This window comes from Pseudomonadota bacterium (assembly GCA_026388215.1).
Classification (GTDB): domain Bacteria; phylum Desulfobacterota; class Syntrophorhabdia; order Syntrophorhabdales; family Syntrophorhabdaceae; genus JAPLKF01.
In genome coordinates this window covers 1-15,884 of the sequence record JAPLKF010000143.1, presented here as the reverse complement: position 1 = coordinate 15,884, position 15,884 = coordinate 1, and the positions used below count along the sequence as shown (strand labels likewise).

Here is a 15,884-nt window from a genome sequence, read left to right as displayed (position 1 = left end):
CAGCTCTAAATAACTTCGCAACCTGCCTGTAACCCTCATCTTCTGCCTTTTTAGCAAAGGCAAGGTATTTTCTATTAGCCTGTGATTCTCCTGCAAACGCTTCCTTAAGATTTTTTTCTGTTTTTGACACTTAACACCTCCTTGTTTTAATAACCGCTTAAATACGACGGACGACCATTCGCTTCGCTCATTGGGACGATTTTAAATGCGCCCCTCGTCTATCGTCCCTCGTCCTTCGTGCATTTCTATTTCACCTTCTCAAATGCATCTTTAGGTGCGCCACAAACAGGACACCGCCAGTCATCAGGGAGTTTTTCAAAGGGTGTGCCCTCTGTCTTCTCATCATACTCATAGCCACAAATTGAACACTTCCACATAATTAACACCTCCATATTAATATAAAAAGATGAAGGATGACCACTTCGTTAGGACGACGGACGACCATTCGCTTCGCTCATCAGGACGATTTTAAATGCGCCCCTCGTCTATCGTCCCTCGTCCTTCGTTATATGTACTTCTCATGATATTCTTTCACCTTTTTCGCAAATTCTCTTGCAAATTCATAACACTGTTTTTCATCTTCAGCTGATGGCTTATATAAAACCTGAACCCCTGGTTCCACTATTTCAAGCCCCATACGTTTGAATGCTTCACATACCTCTTTCACAGCACCACCACCCCATCCATAGCTACCAAAGGCACCTACAATTCTACCTTTAGGTCTCAAACCACCCAGATGATACAAAAATTCTGATACCGACGGAAACATGACATTATTAATTGTAGGGGTCCCAATGAGGCATCCCCTTGATTTCCAGAACTCTTTAATAGCAATGCTCATCGGTGTTGCCCTGAGCTTAATAACCTTACAATCAACGCCTTCATCCTTAATTCCCTGCATAATCGGGATTGTCATATTTTCAGTGCTATGCCACATAGTATCATAAATGATTGCCACCCTTAAACCTGCCTTTCCATCTGCCATATCAAGGTACATTTGTAATATCTTTCCTGGATCCTTCCTCCATATGATACCATGGTCAGGAGCAATCATATCAATCTCAAGTCCAAGCTTCACAATCTCTCCTATCTTTGTTTTTATAAGCTGACCAAAGGGCATGAGAATATTTGCATAATAATCAACCACGGCATCCTCAAGCTCAAAATGTGAAGCACATTCCACAAATTCATCATCAAACCTTGCTGATGTTGCAATGTGTTGTCCAAATGCATCCTGTGAGATAAGAAGTTTAGCCTCCTTCACATACGTAACCATAGAGTCAGGCCAGTGCAGCATCGGTGTCTCAAGGAATAACAGATTGTATTTACCAATATTCAGGATATCGCCTGTTTTTACAATTTTAAAATTCCATTTTGATGTATCATAATGTCTGTCGAGTCCCCTTTTCCCTCTCTCCGTTATATAGATTGTGGCCTTTGGTATAAGTCTCATAATAATATCAATACCGCCTGCATGATCTGGTTCTATATGGTTTATTATGAGATTAACTATGCTTGATGGAACTATAATACTCTTTATATTTTCAATAGTTATAGCAGTAAATTCATGTTTTACTGTGTCAATAAGAGTAATCTGCTTATCATTAATCAGGTAATTGTTGTATGTTGTTCCATTTGGCGTAAGATAGCCATGAAAATCCCTGATACCCCAATCTATCGCCCCAACCCAGTAAATATCAGGTTTTATCTCTATGGCTTTCATATTTCCTCCCTTGAATCGTTGCTATAGAATACAATAAAATAAATGAATAGGCTCAAAATATCAAGTGATTATTCTCTTTATCCCCCTCAGTCTGCACATCAAATATTGACGATTTAATAACAAAATGTTATGAGAAACAGATGTATTTAACAAGGGTATATTACCAGGATACTGATGCAGGTGGTGTAGTATATTTTGCAAACTACCTAAAGTTATTCGAAAAATCATGGTTCGAGTATTTAATGTCTATCGGCATTGCACTTCCTGACTGGGAAAAATCAGGTACTTATGTGATTGTTAAGACAGCATTCATAGACCTGCTTGAAAAACTAAAATATGGGGATATTATAAATGTGGAAACATCGATAAAAGAAATAAAAAACTCATATTTTATTCTGACCCACATTGTACTCAAAGATGACAAACCAACCACAAAAGGTGAAACAAAGATGGTATGTGTTGATGGAACCGGTAAACCTAAAAGAATTCCCGAGGGTTTTAAGGAAAAACTCTTAAGAAATCTAAGTAAACAGTAAGCAGAATGTAGTAAGTTGAAAAAAGGTCTCTCGTTCTCCTTTTCTGATTTTACTGCTTACTCCTTACTTCCTACTATATTCTATTTCCCTCTCAAGGCCTCCCAGCTCTTTAATATCTGAAGCCCCATATATAATTGAAAATCCTCACCTTCAATATTTTTATTATCCAAACCCTCTAATCTTTTCATATTCTTCTCGGTATCAATAAGGTCCTTTTCCCTCAGAGGAATCACCCTTTCCTTCCCTTTCACTATGTTATTATCAACAAGTATATCTGGTGTGATACCTTCTGCCTGTATTGATCTGCCTTTAGGTGTGAAATACTTTGCAGTTGTCAGCCTCACTCCAGAGCCATCACCAAGGGGGAAGATGGTCTGAACAGAACCCTTACCAAAGGTTTTGGCACCCACAATAATAGCCTTTTTGTAATCCTGGAGAGCACCTGCAACTATTTCTGAAGCACTTGCACTTCCCTCATTTACTAATACTACAAGGGGACCTGTAAAATCATCTTTTTTATGAGCGAAAAATTTCATCTTATTTTCTTCTTTTTTTCTACCTTCTATCGAGACAATAAGACCATCTGAAATGAACCTATCGGAAACCTCCACAGCCTGCTCAAGAAGGCCACCTGGATTATTCCTCAAATCAAGTACAATACCTTTAAGAGGTTTTTCCTTACTGCTTTTCTCTAATTCTTTTAAAGCGTTATCAAGATCTCTTGCTGTCTTTTCCTGAAACTGGACAATCCTTAAATATCCATAATTGTCCTCCAACATCCTAAATTTTACACTTTTCACAACTATAACATCCCGTACAATATTGAAATCTTTTGGTGTGGTAAACCCTTCCCTCATGATAGTAAGATTAATCGGTTTGCCCTTCGTTCCCCTTATCAATTTAACCACAGCCATGAGACCCATGTTTTTCGTCGGTTTACCATCGATCCTGATTATATGGTCACCGGCCTTTATACCTGCTTTATATGCCGGGGTGTCTTCTATCGGGGCAATAACCGTTGGAAAACCATCTTTAATGGTAATTTCAATGCCTATACCTCCAAACTCACCTTTCGTTTCTGTCTGCATATCCTTGTACATATCAGGTGGCAAAAAGGAAGAATGGGGATCCAGTGATTCGAGCATACCCTTTATAGCAGAATAAATAATCTCTTTATCCTTAACCTCATCAACATAATTTTTTTTCACTATATCTATTACATCTGAGAATGTCTTTAAATATTCATATATCTCCTTGTCATCAGTACTTGTAAGCGTTCTTTTACCCTGAGCGCCAATAAGAAACCCAAGGATAAATATGAATACGAATACCACGCTTAAGAATATCTTCAGTTTTTTACTCATCTACATGCCCTCCTCTTTTGATAATACTATAATGCATACAAACTTTCAATGGGAATTGAGGGTTCCTGTTTTTCTATTTAAAATGTGGTATTCTTTATGTAATGGAAACAGTATTTATTGCCATGAGCGGAGGTATAGATAGTTCATTTTCTGCATATCTCCTTAGACAAAAAGGCTATAATTTAGTGGGGATTACGTTTCAACTACTGCCTGAAACAATAAAAAATATAAAAAATCCAAAGGCATGCTGCTCTATTGAAGCCGTTCACAGGGCAAAAAAGATTGCGGATGACCTTTCTATTCCTCACTATGTAATAAATCTAAGGGAAGAGTTCGAGCGCTACGTTATAGAAAAATTTATACAGGAATACAAAGAAGGGAGAACCCCGAACCCATGCATCCTGTGTAACAGATATATAAAATTTTCTTCTTTTATCAATAAGGCTTTATCTATTGGGGGTGAAAAAATTGCCACAGGTCACTATGCAATCATCGAAGAAATATCAGGGAACTACTTCTTAAAAAAAGGCAAAGACAAAATAAAAGACCAGTCGTACTTTTTATACCCTATAAACAAAGACCTGCTAAATGTTATCCTTTTCCCCCTCGGCGAATACACCAAAGCAAAGGTAAAAGAAAAAGCCGATAAAATAGGATGGAATATAAATAGAACAAAGGAGAGTCAGGATATATGTTTCATCCCGGAAAAAGATTATAGAAATTTTTTATCAAAATTTGTGCAGTTAAAGAAAGGGCCTGTCTATCTAATAGACGGAAAGTTTATGGGGTACCACAATGGTATACATCTGTACACAATTGGTCAAAGAAAGGGGCTGAATATTCCGTATAGAGAACCATTGTACATTGTAGAAATCCAACCGGATGAAAATACAATAATTGTCGGGCCAAAGGAGTATCTGAAAAGAAAAAGGGTCATCGCAAATGAATTGAATCTATTAAGTCCTGTCAGTATGAATATTTCCGGCAGGGTTCGATACAGGCAGAAAGAAGAGCCATGCAAATATACCATCTCTCATAACACCTTAGAGGTAGATTTTGATAACCCTGTATACTCAATAACACCAGGGCAATCAGTTGTCCTGTATAACAAAGATACTGTAGTCTGTGGAGGAGTGATTACAAGCAGTATGCGGTAATGAGTACGGAGCAAGAGGAACTGTTCAATTTGTATCCCTCGCTGCCATCCCTGTTTTTGAATTTATAGAAAAGATGAAATAATTTTAAAGCAGTTAAGAGTTCGGAGTTAAGAGTTCGGAGTTTTATTGTTTATTTATACTCCGAACACCGAACTGAAAACTCCAAACTTAGTAAGCTGAAAGCTTATTTTGCTGCCTTAATCATGGCATGAATTTCCTGAATATATCCCTTGCTATCACTATCCTCTGTATTTGATTTGTCCCTTCGTATATCTGTGTGGCCTTTGCATCTCTCATCATCCTCTCAACAGGGTATTCTTTTGTATACCCATATCCACCCAAAATCTGCACAGCATCGGTTGTAACCTTCATAGCAACATCTGACGAGTAAACCTTTGCCATAGCTGACAATTTATCAACCCCGATGGCACTCATCTTGTCCCTCTCATATACCTTCATGTCAAGCAAATGGGAGACATCATACACGAGTGCACGGGCAGCTTCAACCTGAATAGCCATATCTGCAATCATAAACTGAATTCCCTCAAAGTCTGCTAATTTCTGGCCAAATTGAACCCTTTTCCAGGCATACTCTGTAGAGAAATCCAGGGCACCTTGAGCTAAACCCACAGCCTGAGCGCCAACAGCAGGCCTTGACAGGTTTAATGTTGTCATTGCAATATCCCATCCATTGCCCTCTTTCCCAAGTAAATTATCTTTTGTAAGTCTCACATTATCAAATGTCAGCTCTGTTATGTCAGAGCCTATCATTCCCATTTTATCTTCACTCCTACCTATAATTACCCCGGGATAATCCCTTTCAACATAAAATGCTGATATGCCGTTTATCCTCAGTTTTGGATTTGTACTAACAAATACCGTATATATCTGAGCATTCGCACCATTCGTTATCATTGATTTCTTCCCATTCAGGTAATAGTAATCGCCATCTTTCACCGCATTGGTCGTCATACGGGATGCATCAGAACCTGCATTGGGCTCAGTTAAAGCAAATGCAACGAGATACGGCTTGTCAGTTTCGGCAATTTTACTGTATATATATTCCTTCTGTTCTTCGTTTGCTGCAACCATTACGGGCATTAATCCAACATTATGGGCAAGCGGTATAAGAGATGCTGCACCTGATACCTTTGCGAGCTCCTCAATAACAAGACAAAGGGACGTGATATCTCCATCAAGTCCACCAAATCGTTCAGGTAGCATAAGGTATAAAAAACCCTGTTTCTTATAAATATCCACAAGGTCCCATGGAAAGGCACCTGTTGCATCTATCTCTTTAGCCCTTGGGGCTACCTTTTCTTTAGCCACTTTCTCTGCAATCATCCGGATCATGCCATGCTTTTCAGAAAGATTTAACATCCATCCAACCTCCTTTTTGTTGACAAAACTGCATTATTTCTAACATAATTTCTCTATAAATTAAACAAAAAAGGAGATGCTATGTCGAAGGTATTCTATACAGACCTAAGGGCAACACCAAAAAGGAACCTCTTTAATAAAATTGAAGACCTGTTGAATAGAATAAAAATGAATAGCAGGATTAAGAAGGACGACCTCGTAGCAATAAAGCTCCATTTCGGGGAACAAGGCAATACGGCATACTTAAGACCTGTATTTTTAGGGACCATAGTAAAGAAGGTCAAAGGTATTGGTGCAAAACCCTTTCTTACAGACACAAACACCCTTTATACAGGTTCTCGTAGTGACGCTGTCTCTCATCTATCAACAGCTATACAGAATGGCTTTGACTATGCATGTGTTGGTTGCCCCCTTATAATAGCTGATGGGCTTAGAGGTTCAAGCAGTGTGAAGGTCCCGATAAACGGGAAGGTCCTTAAAGAGGTGAGTATTGCCAGGGAGATTGTGAATGCAGATAGCATGATTGTTGTGACGCATTTTAAGGCCCATGAACTTTCAGGATTTGGAGGGGCATTGAAAAATCTGGGTATGGGTTGCGCAGCAAGGGAGGGAAAACTTGTGCAGCACAGCGGGGTTGCACCGAAAATAAACGCTCAAAATTGCAAGGGATGTAAATTGTGTTTTGAGTACTGCCCGGCAAAGGCAATTTCAATTATGGAAAAAAAGGCATCAATTGATGAGAAAAAATGTATAGGCTGTGGGGAGTGTACTATTATATGCCCAACCAAGGCAATTGAAATCCAATGGGACGAATCACCTGACTCTTTTCAAAAAAAGATGGCGGAATATGCGTTTGGCGCCTTAAAGGGAAAAGAAAAAAGGTCACTCTTTTTAAATTTTCTCATACAGATAAGCCCTGCCTGTGACTGCTATCCCCATAGTGATGCCCCCATAGTGAGAGATATCGGTATCCTTGCATCACTTGACCCTGTATCTATAGATGCTGCATCGTGCGATCTTGTAAACAATGAGGAATCGATTCCAAATACTGCCATCAAGAAGATACTAAAAAAGGGTGAAGATAAATGGAGGGCTATTTACCCATCTATAGATTGGAATATTCAACTCAACCATGCTGAAAAATTAGGCCTTGGTGAAAGAGCATACACACTGGTAAAGATATAAAACAGACCAAATGTCTATTTCTTCAAAACCACCTTTTTCTCTTGAAATAAACCAGCATCGTGACGGCTATAACTAACATTAAAATCAGGACAGCAGGATAGGCCCAGCGCATTTTAAGCTCTGGCATATACTCAAAATTCATACCATAAAGACCCACTATAAAGGTCAACGGAATAAATATTGTAGCAATAATGGTTAATACCTTCATAACCTCATTCAACCTGTTGCTGATACTTGAAAGATAAATATCAAACATCCCTGCGAGCATATCCCGGAATGTTTCTATCGTATCAATAACCTGGATTGTATGATCGTACACATCTCTGAGATACACATACGTGGATTCATGAATTAGTGATGATTCCCCTCTTTCCAGACCATTTACTACTTCTCTCAGTGGCCAAACCGATTTACGTAAAGAGAGCATCTCTCTCTTTAAATTGTGAATAGACCGTAATGTCTCCGGTCTTACGTTCACCACCAGTTCGTCTTCAAGGTCTTCTATCTTTTCCCCGAGTTTCTCCAAAATAGTGAAATAGTTATCAATAATTACATCTATCAGAGAGTATACAAGGTAATCAGCGCCCATTCTTCTAATGCGCCATTTCTCGTTTTTCATCCTCCCCCTGATTGAATCAAAAACATTTCCTTCCCTCTCCTGGAATGAAATGACATAGTTTGAGCCGAGTACCAAACTGATCTGCTCAGCCTTTATTTCACCATCCTTTTCGTCATAGGAAAGCATTTTCATAACAACAAAAATGTAATCTCCATAATCCTCCATCTTGGGACGTTGCTCAGTATTCATTATGTCTTCCAGCAGGAGGGGGTGGAGATTAAAGTAATGACCTATCTTCTCTATGATATCTACCTGATGGATGCCGTCTATATTTATCCAGGTGACATTTGGCTTATCTTTGAAGGGCAGACATTCTTCAACCTTACTTGCTTCGACCTCTTGAAATTGAGTTTCATTGTAGTTAAGAATTGTAATCTTTACGCTTTCTGTTTTTTCCTCTCCAATATGTACAAGGGTACCTGGCGGAAGACCAGTCTTTTTTGACCGCTTTTTTAAAACCTTTGATTCCATACCTGACCTCTCTCACTTAATCCTACCAAAGATGACACTGATAAGATTTCTAATTGTACCACTTTGCCAAAAACCTTCAAATAAATTTTTCGACCTTCTTGGCATTATATTTCACGAAGTCATCTTGAATCTGAACCAATAAGGACCTATATTTAATAGGATAACAATTAGTAACTTAAGGAGAAACAATGTACGAACAGGGAGTTATAAGACCGCCAAGCGAAGCAAATAGCCTTCTATTACGGGTAACGAGAAACTGTCCCTGGAACCAGTGTGTCTTCTGTCCTGCATATAAAGGAACAAAATTCTCAAGAAGAACGGTTGATGAGATTAAAAGGGACATTGACAATATAGCGAAGGAATATGAAGGCCATACAAATATCAAATCAGTATTTTTGCAGGACGCTGATAGCCTGCTTTTGCCAACAACTGATTTGCTGGCTGTTCTTGAATATCTCAGGCTTAAGTTCCCGGATATTGAAAGGATAACATCCTACGCCCGGGCCCCAACATTAAAGAGAAAAGGTGTTGAAGAGCTGAAACAACTTAAGGAAGCTGGTTTAACAAGGATTCATGTCGGCATGGAAAGCGGCTCATCCAGGGTATTAAAGATGATAAAAAAGGGGATTACCCCGGAAGATATTGTCATCGGGGGAACACATGTTATGGAAGCAGGGATATCACTCTCTGAATACATCATGCCTGGCATAGGGGGACGCACCCTGAGTGAAGAACACGCCATTGAAACAGCAAAACTGCTCAACGCCATTAAACCCGATTTCATAAGGGTTCGTACCTTTGCAATGCACCCGAAATCACCCATGCAAAAGATGGTTGAGGAAGGTACATTCGTGCCTATGACTGATGAAGAAATTGTGGCTGAGATTCGCCTGCTCGTTTCTCACCTTGACGAGATGCACAGCTATTTCTCCTGTGCTGATTTCAGTTTGAACCTTTTAATGGAGGTAGACGGATGCCTTGATGAAAAAAAGGCGGCTATGCTTGAACAACTCGATAAGTTTCTTTCGCTCACCAAAAAGCAAAAACAGGTCTATTCCCTTTTGCGGCGTTCCTCCTTTGGATACTATCCAATTGATGTGGTCTATAATGAGGGTTTGCTGAATCAGGTTCTTCCGGAGATTGAAAGATTAGAGAAAAATGGCGAAGATAGATTTGATAAATATATACAGCATCTTATGTCCTACCAGTTACCCCAGCCGCAAACAGACAACTGGACATAAACTGCAGTGAATAACCGTAAAAGTTCAACTCCCCTCTCTCGCAATTACCTTTAATTCTCATAGGGTTATTGAACATAAGCATTTTCCTTTTCATATTTCACAAGCGAAATTATGCCCGTATTATGCCCGTCGCCTGCCTGTTCGATAAGTTCTTTGTGTTCTTCGTAACGCATTGCAAGCTTCTCACTCGCATCTTTAAGATTTTCTTCATTGACAATATTGTACCTGTCGAATACTGAGCGTGTCTTGTGTCCTGAAATCCTCATAGCCGTCTTTTCCGGTATGCCAGCATTAACCATATTTCTCACTGCCGTCCTTCTCAAGTCATGAAATAGCTTTCTCTCGATCCCTGCCGTCTCAAAGGCCTTATACCATATTTTCCGAAAACTTTTGATTCTGTGGCCCTTGTAGAAGAACACAAAGGGACATAATGGGTATCTCTCGTCCTTGCTTTTCTTCTGATTCAGGATTGTTTCATACAGTTCACCTGTGAGATAGATAACCCGCTGTTCATCGTTCTTTGTCCTCTCAAGGGTAATCTTTTTGTCAAAGATGTTTGTCTGTTTCCAGGTCAATGATAGGATTTCCTCTTTTCTCATGCCCGTATGATACCCCATGATTAAAATAGGCCTGAGGTAATCCGGCAAGGCATTCTTGAGTTTGAGATATTCCCCGACCTCAAAAAATCCCGTTCTAACATTGCGTTCCTCAAGCATAGGGATATATGGCACTTGTGTTACTTTTCGAGGCGTACACTGCCCGGCAAGAGAGAACATTCTTTTTAATGCTGAGAGTTCCCTGTTAATTGTGCCGTTCTTTGCTTGCTTTTCCTGCCTGTGTGCAATATATTCTTTGATTTTATCGGTTGTTATATCGTTAGCTCTGTGTCCTTCAAAGCATCGTTTAAGATGATCAATGCAAAATTGTACCCTTTCAACCGATTTCTTTCCGTTGATCGTGTAATCTGTAATCAAGTCTTTTGCAAGTTCATCAAAGAGAATCTTTTCTACTCTGAGACCCGAAAACGTTCCTAACACAATCTGACCTTCTCTAAGCTTCAAGGTCTTTTCGGCATCACTTCTTTTCTCTGATTGTACCCTTTCACGGTATGGCTTGCCGTTCCGGTAATACTTGATATACCAGTATTTACTTTCCCATCCTGTTTTTTGATTGTGCTGCTTGTAAATACTTCCCATGCTTAACACCTCCTTTTCCTTTTCCGTTTACCCTTTTCTTCTTTCACCTCCTTTGCTTTACACTCCAACACATCAAGAGCAAGATGTAGGAATGACGGTATATTAACAACACCACGTTCCCAACGGCTCACGGTCATAACATCCACGCCTAACAGCTTGGCAAGTTTAGCCTGACTTATACCGTTTACCTGTCTCCATTTCTGTAATTGTCGTGGTATCATCTTATATATAAGTATAGACATATTATCTATATAATGTCAAGAGAATAATTTAAAAAGTTGAGGTTTGTTTGCTCTGCTCTATCCATATCTCAAGGTCTCGTACATCAATAAAAACCCGCTTACCGTCCTTGATGAAGGGTATCTTGCCGTCCCATAACATTTGACGGACGGAGTTTAAGGACCGTCCTAAGTAGATGCTCGTATCCTGTAAGGAGAATAATCTCTTTTGTGGTCTTAGCTGATCCTTCCGGATATATCTATTTTCCTGTGCTTCCTTCACGCTCTACCTATTATCCATGGCCAGTTTTGGACATATTAAAAAGGGTCTCAGCATCTCTGCCTGTCCTATGCCCGCATGGGATTGCATATCCAGTGTGTCTCTATAAAACCTTAATGGTTCTATTCTTATAAAGGTGTATGCCCGCTTTATGCCTGTGATTGACTCGTTGAACATCATAAAAAGCGGTGTTTTGAGAAAGGTTCCTATGCCATGAAGGGTATTAGTCATGTCCATGCATTTCATATCCTTATAGGCCTTGTACAAGCCCCGTGGGAACAAAAAACTACCCATTTAATCTAATCCCTCATAATATCTACAAAGTGGTAGGGGGGTCTTGAGAGATTCAAGCCATTTGTCAATGTCCCACTTCTTGAAGCGTAACACCTTATTACTTGCCTTATAATAGGGTATCTCTTTCAGGTGTGCGCGCTCGTGTATCCATTTAGGCGTGACCTTAAGGTATGCACAAGGTCCCTGGACATCAAGGATAGTATCCTTTTGCCTGGTGTTGTTCAACAAAGGTTTGATAAGCGAAACAACCCTTTCCGCTATTGCCTGGACGTCTGAGGGTTCAAACTCAATCTTCATTCATTCACCCTCGGTGCCCGCTTCGTTCCCCAGGTTGGGGTGGGGGGTTGCCCCTGAAGCCTTCTGCAACAGTGGGATTACCTCGTCGATAGCTTCATCGTTGAAGGTAACACCCTTCTTTGTCGGAAACCATTCGCCCTTATCATCCCTGAAATACACCCGGTAATCAACATACTTGCCTGCTTGGCTGGCAGACAGGTAACCCTGATACTCCGCAAGACTTACCCTGATCCGTTCCTTTTGGTTCTTCTCGACTTCGCCGATTAGTTTTGACATGTTATGCCTCCTTTTAAAATATTTCCCCCTGATTGATTCCTGTCTGCCGCCAGGCAGGAATGTATTCCTGCTTAACCAGCCCCCTATCCGCCGGGAGGGTGACAATATCCACACACCAAAACCCCGTAGATGGATAGCCACCATCGGTACTCATGACAAATATGGCAAGGTTCTGCTGGTCTTACTTTGCCTGCTTCGATTAGCCCCCTGACAGACTCAATCTTTTTTGGAGTGAAGGGGTCGCCCATCTTCAATTCGACTATGCCTTTTGATGTCCGCTTTCTTACTGTACCGGTAACAACGAATTTTACAGTCATAGTATGTCCCTTTCGTCAATGTCATAAATTTCATCTTTATTAATATTACCTATCTGCGCAGGCAGGTGGGTATCCATCTTCCTCTTTCCAAAAACCTTATGTTTCCAAATAGAGAAAAAGACCTGTTCTTTTCCTTCAATGTTCATCATTCACCCTGAAAATTCCTATATCAGACCTGAATATAAGCTCTACCCTGCCTTTGTCTCCATATCTATTCTTTTCAATCACGAGGCCAACTGCCCTTACTGGCGAGATGACCGTTCTCCTTTTAGCCTTCACCAAAAACATCACCGTATCCGCTGAATATTCCAGGTCACCACTTTCCTTAAGGCTCAGCAGACTTGCGCTCCCTTGCCCTACCCTATTTTGACTTGATATTACAAGAATGGGGATATTAAGTCTCAAGGATAGCTCCTGCAATTCACCGACTAATGCTGAAACTACGTGTCGGAAGTCGTTAAATTCTCGTTTGTTAGATGCCCATCTCTGCAAATAATCCACTACCATAAGACATTTATTGGTATTCTTTTTCGTCATTATCTGAAGTGCCCCTTCCTTTACATCAGATACTGTCAATCCGGTTGTTCCTTCAATAAAATATAGGGGTTCCAATTTTTGACCATATTCTTTTACCACCTGTTCTATGTCCCTGGGGTCGCCATAACCGTCCATATAATTTTTTGTTATGAGTCCTTTCTGTATACAGAGAACCTTAGGGATTAACCTATACAGAGATTCTTTAAAACTTATAAACAGTGCAGAATAACCCATCTGTGCAACGTGAGCGGCTGCCTGCAATGCAAAGGTGGTTTTCCCTTCGCCTGGTTCAGCTGCTAATAAATGAAGCCCGGGTTGAAAACCACCCAACAGGTCATTTAGCTTGCTGATACCTGTGGGTAAACCTACTACCGTAAGGCCCCGTTCTGAAATAGCCTTGTGCCTGTTTTTTATGTCAGAGAGCACTTTAGGCAGAGCATCAGGCAGGGTTACCAACCGATTAACCTGCCATTCTTTAACAGTTCTTTCGGGTTTATTTAACATCACAAGACCTCCTTATTAATGTTTAATCCCTCTGTGTCGTTGGAAGAGGGATTAAGGGTTTTCTTTGCTATTTGGTGAGCTACTGTATACTCACCCAATAAGGTATGTGCACTAAACTGTGGGGTTTTGTCTTTACTAATAATGGGTTTATGGAAAAGGTTTTTATTTTTTAGTAGGTACTCACATGTCAGTTGGTACTCACCTATCAGGCACCAACTGACATGTGAACTCCTGTTAGTTTTATTAAACCTATTAGAAAAGTTGACATCTTCGTTTCCTTTTTGATTACAAAGGGTTGCAAAACAGAAAAAGTTCACATTCCTGCAGCTGGTTAGGTTTTTCCTGTAGCTGGTTAGGTAAAAGTTCACATTGCTACCCCTCATTGCTACTCACCCACTCTGCAATCTTCTCAGCATACTTATTTTTAAGTGAGACCCTCTGGTTTTCTATATCTGATAGGTGGCGCCTTGTAATCCCTAAATAGTGGGCTAATTGTCCTTGAGAGATATTCCTTTGCATTCGCAAACTTTTTATTTTCCTGCCATCAAGAGAACTCTGTAGCGCCCCTTGCCTTGCCCTTTTTTCTATTTCTTTCTCTACCTCGGCTATCTCAGGTGCCTGTGCTGGTGCTGAAAGGTTTTTATTAACCTTTTTGAGATTGTTATTATGTAACATGGTCATTCCTTACTTCCTTCTTGCGAGGTACTTGTTTTCTTTGAAGATTGATTAGCAATTTTCTCAGTCTTTTTAGCGAGATACAGGTCCGTGTTTTACATGACAAACCTTACAGCTCCTACAACCAGTTCTGGCCTGAGTATCCTGGGGATGCTTTGCAAATACTCTATTACGTCCTTGTCCTTCCGATGTTAGCCGAAAACCTGAAATACTTTTTCATATTGCTACCTCCTTTATAAATTTTCTTTCTATATATGTATTACCTTTTTTTGTTTTTAATTTAGCTTTGACTGACCTATCCTAAAAAAGGATATAAATAGACTTAAAGCAATTGGATAATGAATTAGCGGTTTCCCTGATAGAAAAGAACCCTGATAGAGAAAAAGACGTTGAAGTATTCTAACGGGTAGTCCTGAACGTCCTCATGATCAGGCCGTCGGATTTCCCGGGTATGGCTGTCCTGTAAGGGTCTGGTATATTTCAGCGCCTGTTTTATCAAAGATAGTTCTATTATATTCAGGTCTCCAAAGTCTACGATATGCAAGCTCAATGTCAGGCAGGCTTTCCAGCACGTCAAACATTACTTCCAATTCTGATAAAATCTGGCCCAGTAGAGCTTTACATTCTGGATAGATATTTTTCATAATTCCTTTTTTAGTTACAACAGGTAAGTTAAGATTTGGGCAACTTTTGCTAAAGTCATTTGCATTATAGATTACCCTGTCAAGGTCGTTTTTCTTTAGCAAGGCTGCTGCCATTGCTTTCAATAATGCCTTTGGAAGGGTCATCCCAATTAGTTCGGGGTGGTAGAGATAATTAAATTCCTTATGCACGGGTATATTTTTAAGGGAGAATATATCTTCTGATTTTGCAAACCAATTTTCTGTGTATTGAATTATCTGTTCTTTTGATAGGGCTTCTTTTGGACCAAGATAATTCCAAACTATCTTAGAGAGTTCATTCAGGCACTCATCTATGGTGTTATAGTCATAGCTACAGATTAAATTACCGTCTTCGTAAATATCTGTACCGATTGATAATAGACCCGGGAGTGCGACATGAAAAACTCTATCTCTTTTTTGGTAGTGGCTGATGACTAACATACTTGATTCCTTGTTAAACAAATCTACATTTTTATCTATTTGAGGACCTATCTTTTCTCTTCCGCTTGGTGTGACGACAATAGCACATATGTCTGGCGGCAGGTCTACTTTTCTTAATATCATAAAAAAGAAGTCTCTTTCCTCTTTCCCTTTGATTACCATGGGGATTATTTCTCCTGGTCTTTTAAGCATTATTTTATATCCCATATACAATATGGTCTCAAAGTATGTTTGCATAATATTTTCCAGTGAGTCACCGCCATGTCTACTTATGCGGTCTTCATATCTTGAAACAACCTTTTTTGCCTCTATGATTTCTTCTGTATCGTCCATTTTATACCTCCTTTTATTCTCTTTATTATGGTATTACTAATAGAAAATGCTCTAACAGAGAATATCAATTGTGCTTCCACCTCATGGCTATGAAGGGGTGGGTGATTCAAAAACATTATATGGTTCTACCTGATGGTAGAATTGATAAAAAAATTGAAAATTTTGTGCGGAAGAATGA

General features: G+C 39.8%; 20 protein-coding genes. 4 read left to right on the top strand and 16 right to left on the bottom strand.

The genetic code is table 11. The features are described from left to right. The 3 genes from NTU69_08615 to NTU69_08605 form a co-directional block, all read right to left on the bottom strand. The coding region (locus NTU69_08615; protein MCX5803574.1) for a rubrerythrin family protein at positions 1 to 130 on the bottom strand (130 nt) is incomplete at its 3' end. 115 nt (positions 131 to 245) lie between these two features. After that, positions 246 to 377, bottom strand: coding sequence for a rubredoxin (locus tag NTU69_08610; GenBank protein ID MCX5803573.1), 132 nt, complete (start codon positions 375 to 377; stop codon positions 246 to 248). 128 nt (positions 378 to 505) lie between these two features. Further along, positions 506 to 1,723, bottom strand: coding sequence for an FprA family A-type flavoprotein (locus NTU69_08605; protein MCX5803572.1), 1,218 nt, complete (start codon positions 1,721 to 1,723; stop codon positions 506 to 508). Positions 1,724 to 1,863: 140 nt separating this feature from the next. Between NTU69_08605 and NTU69_08600 the strand changes: the two genes are divergently transcribed. Next, a complete protein-coding gene (locus NTU69_08600; protein ID MCX5803571.1) occupies positions 1,864 to 2,259 on the top strand; it encodes a thioesterase family protein in 396 nt (131 codons plus the stop codon). A gap of 80 nt (positions 2,260 to 2,339) precedes the next feature. On the opposite strand, the gene NTU69_08595 is transcribed toward NTU69_08600, so the two are convergent. Further along, entirely contained in the window at positions 2,340 to 3,623 is a 1,284-nt protein-coding gene (locus NTU69_08595; protein MCX5803570.1) for a S41 family peptidase, read from the bottom strand. Between the two features lie 101 nt (positions 3,624 to 3,724). Between NTU69_08595 and mnmA the strand changes: the two genes are divergently transcribed. Continuing rightward, positions 3,725 to 4,780, top strand: coding sequence for a tRNA 2-thiouridine(34) synthase MnmA (gene mnmA / locus NTU69_08590; protein ID MCX5803569.1), 1,056 nt, complete (start codon positions 3,725 to 3,727; stop codon positions 4,778 to 4,780). Positions 4,781 to 4,981: 201 nt separating this feature from the next. On the opposite strand, the gene NTU69_08585 is transcribed toward mnmA, so the two are convergent. After that, entirely contained in the window at positions 4,982 to 6,160 is a 1,179-nt protein-coding gene (locus NTU69_08585) for an acyl-CoA dehydrogenase family protein (GenBank protein ID MCX5803568.1), read from the bottom strand. A gap of 81 nt (positions 6,161 to 6,241) precedes the next feature. Here NTU69_08585 and NTU69_08580 point away from each other — a divergent pair, with 81 nt between their 5' ends. Continuing rightward, positions 6,242 to 7,345, top strand: coding sequence for a DUF362 domain-containing protein (locus NTU69_08580; GenBank protein MCX5803567.1), 1,104 nt, complete (start codon positions 6,242 to 6,244; stop codon positions 7,343 to 7,345). A gap of 22 nt (positions 7,346 to 7,367) precedes the next feature. Here the strand turns inward: NTU69_08580 and corA are convergent, their stop codons facing one another. Then, a complete protein-coding gene (gene corA / locus NTU69_08575) occupies positions 7,368 to 8,435 on the bottom strand; it encodes a magnesium/cobalt transporter CorA (GenBank protein MCX5803566.1) in 1,068 nt (355 codons plus the stop codon). Between the two features lie 188 nt (positions 8,436 to 8,623). On the opposite strand from corA, the gene NTU69_08570 reads away from it, so the two are divergent. After that, entirely contained in the window at positions 8,624 to 9,676 is a 1,053-nt protein-coding gene (locus NTU69_08570; protein MCX5803565.1) for a radical SAM protein, read from the top strand. A 65-nt stretch (positions 9,677 to 9,741) separates the two neighbouring features. On the opposite strand, the gene NTU69_08565 is transcribed toward NTU69_08570, so the two are convergent. The 10 genes from NTU69_08565 to NTU69_08520 all read right to left on the bottom strand — a co-directional run bounded on the left by NTU69_08565 (position 9,742) and on the right by NTU69_08520 (position 15,706). Continuing rightward, the gene (locus NTU69_08565; GenBank protein ID MCX5803564.1) at positions 9,742 to 10,872 is read right to left on the bottom strand and encodes a site-specific integrase; all 1,131 of its coding nucleotides are present in this window, start codon (positions 10,870 to 10,872) and stop codon (positions 9,742 to 9,744) included. Positions 10,873 to 10,874: 2 nt separating this feature from the next. Continuing rightward, positions 10,875 to 11,114: a helix-turn-helix transcriptional regulator gene (locus NTU69_08560; protein ID MCX5803563.1), complete on the bottom strand. Its 240-nt coding sequence runs from the start codon at positions 11,112 to 11,114 to the stop codon at positions 10,875 to 10,877. 262 nt (positions 11,115 to 11,376) lie between these two features. Then, positions 11,377 to 11,664: a hypothetical protein gene (locus NTU69_08555; GenBank protein MCX5803562.1), complete on the bottom strand. Its 288-nt coding sequence runs from the start codon at positions 11,662 to 11,664 to the stop codon at positions 11,377 to 11,379. Further along, positions 11,665 to 11,961, bottom strand: coding sequence for a helix-turn-helix domain-containing protein (locus tag NTU69_08550; protein ID MCX5803561.1), 297 nt, complete (start codon positions 11,959 to 11,961; stop codon positions 11,665 to 11,667). Then, the gene (locus NTU69_08545; GenBank protein ID MCX5803560.1) at positions 11,962 to 12,237 is read right to left on the bottom strand and encodes a transcriptional coactivator p15/PC4 family protein; all 276 of its coding nucleotides are present in this window, start codon (positions 12,235 to 12,237) and stop codon (positions 11,962 to 11,964) included. Between the two features lie 83 nt (positions 12,238 to 12,320). Then, on the bottom strand, positions 12,321 to 12,554 hold the full coding sequence (locus NTU69_08540) for a hypothetical protein (GenBank protein MCX5803559.1): 234 nt from the start codon (positions 12,552 to 12,554) through the stop codon (positions 12,321 to 12,323). After that, positions 12,551 to 12,703, bottom strand: a complete 153-nt coding sequence (locus NTU69_08535) for a hypothetical protein (GenBank protein MCX5803558.1) — start codon at positions 12,701 to 12,703, stop codon at positions 12,551 to 12,553. The genes NTU69_08540 and NTU69_08535 overlap by 4 nt, the downstream gene beginning before the upstream one ends. Next, positions 12,690 to 13,595, bottom strand: coding sequence for an AAA family ATPase (locus NTU69_08530; GenBank protein ID MCX5803557.1), 906 nt, complete (start codon positions 13,593 to 13,595; stop codon positions 12,690 to 12,692). The genes NTU69_08535 and NTU69_08530 overlap by 14 nt, the downstream gene beginning before the upstream one ends. A gap of 372 nt (positions 13,596 to 13,967) precedes the next feature. After that, positions 13,968 to 14,276, bottom strand: a complete 309-nt coding sequence (locus NTU69_08525; protein MCX5803556.1) for a helix-turn-helix transcriptional regulator — start codon at positions 14,274 to 14,276, stop codon at positions 13,968 to 13,970. A 422-nt stretch (positions 14,277 to 14,698) separates the two neighbouring features. Then, on the bottom strand, positions 14,699 to 15,706 hold the full coding sequence (locus NTU69_08520; GenBank protein MCX5803555.1) for a hypothetical protein: 1,008 nt from the start codon (positions 15,704 to 15,706) through the stop codon (positions 14,699 to 14,701). Between the last annotated feature and the right edge of the window lie 178 nt (positions 15,707 to 15,884).

Bases quoted from the DNA above. Each gene is read 5' to 3' on its own strand.
- NTU69_08610 (MCX5803573.1), bottom strand. From the start codon at position 377: ATGTGGAAGTGTTCAATTTGTGGCTATGAGTATGATGAGAAGACAGAG.
- NTU69_08605 (MCX5803572.1), bottom strand. From the start codon at position 1,723: ATGAAAGCCATAGAGATAAAACCTGATATTTACTGGGTTGGGGCGATA.
- NTU69_08600 (MCX5803571.1), top strand. From the start codon at position 1,864: ATGTATTTAACAAGGGTATATTACCAGGATACTGATGCAGGTGGTGTA.
- NTU69_08595 (MCX5803570.1), bottom strand. From the start codon at position 3,623: ATGAGTAAAAAACTGAAGATATTCTTAAGCGTGGTATTCGTATTCATA.
- mnmA (MCX5803569.1), top strand. From the start codon at position 3,725: ATGGAAACAGTATTTATTGCCATGAGCGGAGGTATAGATAGTTCATTT.
- NTU69_08585 (MCX5803568.1), bottom strand. From the start codon at position 6,160: ATGTTAAATCTTTCTGAAAAGCATGGCATGATCCGGATGATTGCAGAG.
- NTU69_08580 (MCX5803567.1), top strand. From the start codon at position 6,242: ATGTCGAAGGTATTCTATACAGACCTAAGGGCAACACCAAAAAGGAAC.
- corA (MCX5803566.1), bottom strand. From the start codon at position 8,435: ATGGAATCAAAGGTTTTAAAAAAGCGGTCAAAAAAGACTGGTCTTCCG.
- NTU69_08570 (MCX5803565.1), top strand. From the start codon at position 8,624: ATGTACGAACAGGGAGTTATAAGACCGCCAAGCGAAGCAAATAGCCTT.
- NTU69_08565 (MCX5803564.1), bottom strand. From the start codon at position 10,872: ATGGGAAGTATTTACAAGCAGCACAATCAAAAAACAGGATGGGAAAGT.
- NTU69_08560 (MCX5803563.1), bottom strand. From the start codon at position 11,114: ATGTCTATACTTATATATAAGATGATACCACGACAATTACAGAAATGG.
- NTU69_08555 (MCX5803562.1), bottom strand. From the start codon at position 11,664: ATGGGTAGTTTTTTGTTCCCACGGGGCTTGTACAAGGCCTATAAGGAT.
- NTU69_08550 (MCX5803561.1), bottom strand. From the start codon at position 11,961: ATGAAGATTGAGTTTGAACCCTCAGACGTCCAGGCAATAGCGGAAAGG.
- NTU69_08545 (MCX5803560.1), bottom strand. From the start codon at position 12,237: ATGTCAAAACTAATCGGCGAAGTCGAGAAGAACCAAAAGGAACGGATC.
- NTU69_08540 (MCX5803559.1), bottom strand. From the start codon at position 12,554: ATGACTGTAAAATTCGTTGTTACCGGTACAGTAAGAAAGCGGACATCA.
- NTU69_08535 (MCX5803558.1), bottom strand. From the start codon at position 12,703: ATGATGAACATTGAAGGAAAAGAACAGGTCTTTTTCTCTATTTGGAAA.
- NTU69_08530 (MCX5803557.1), bottom strand. From the start codon at position 13,595: ATGTTAAATAAACCCGAAAGAACTGTTAAAGAATGGCAGGTTAATCGG.
- NTU69_08525 (MCX5803556.1), bottom strand. From the start codon at position 14,276: ATGACCATGTTACATAATAACAATCTCAAAAAGGTTAATAAAAACCTT.
- NTU69_08520 (MCX5803555.1), bottom strand. From the start codon at position 15,706: ATGGACGATACAGAAGAAATCATAGAGGCAAAAAAGGTTGTTTCAAGA.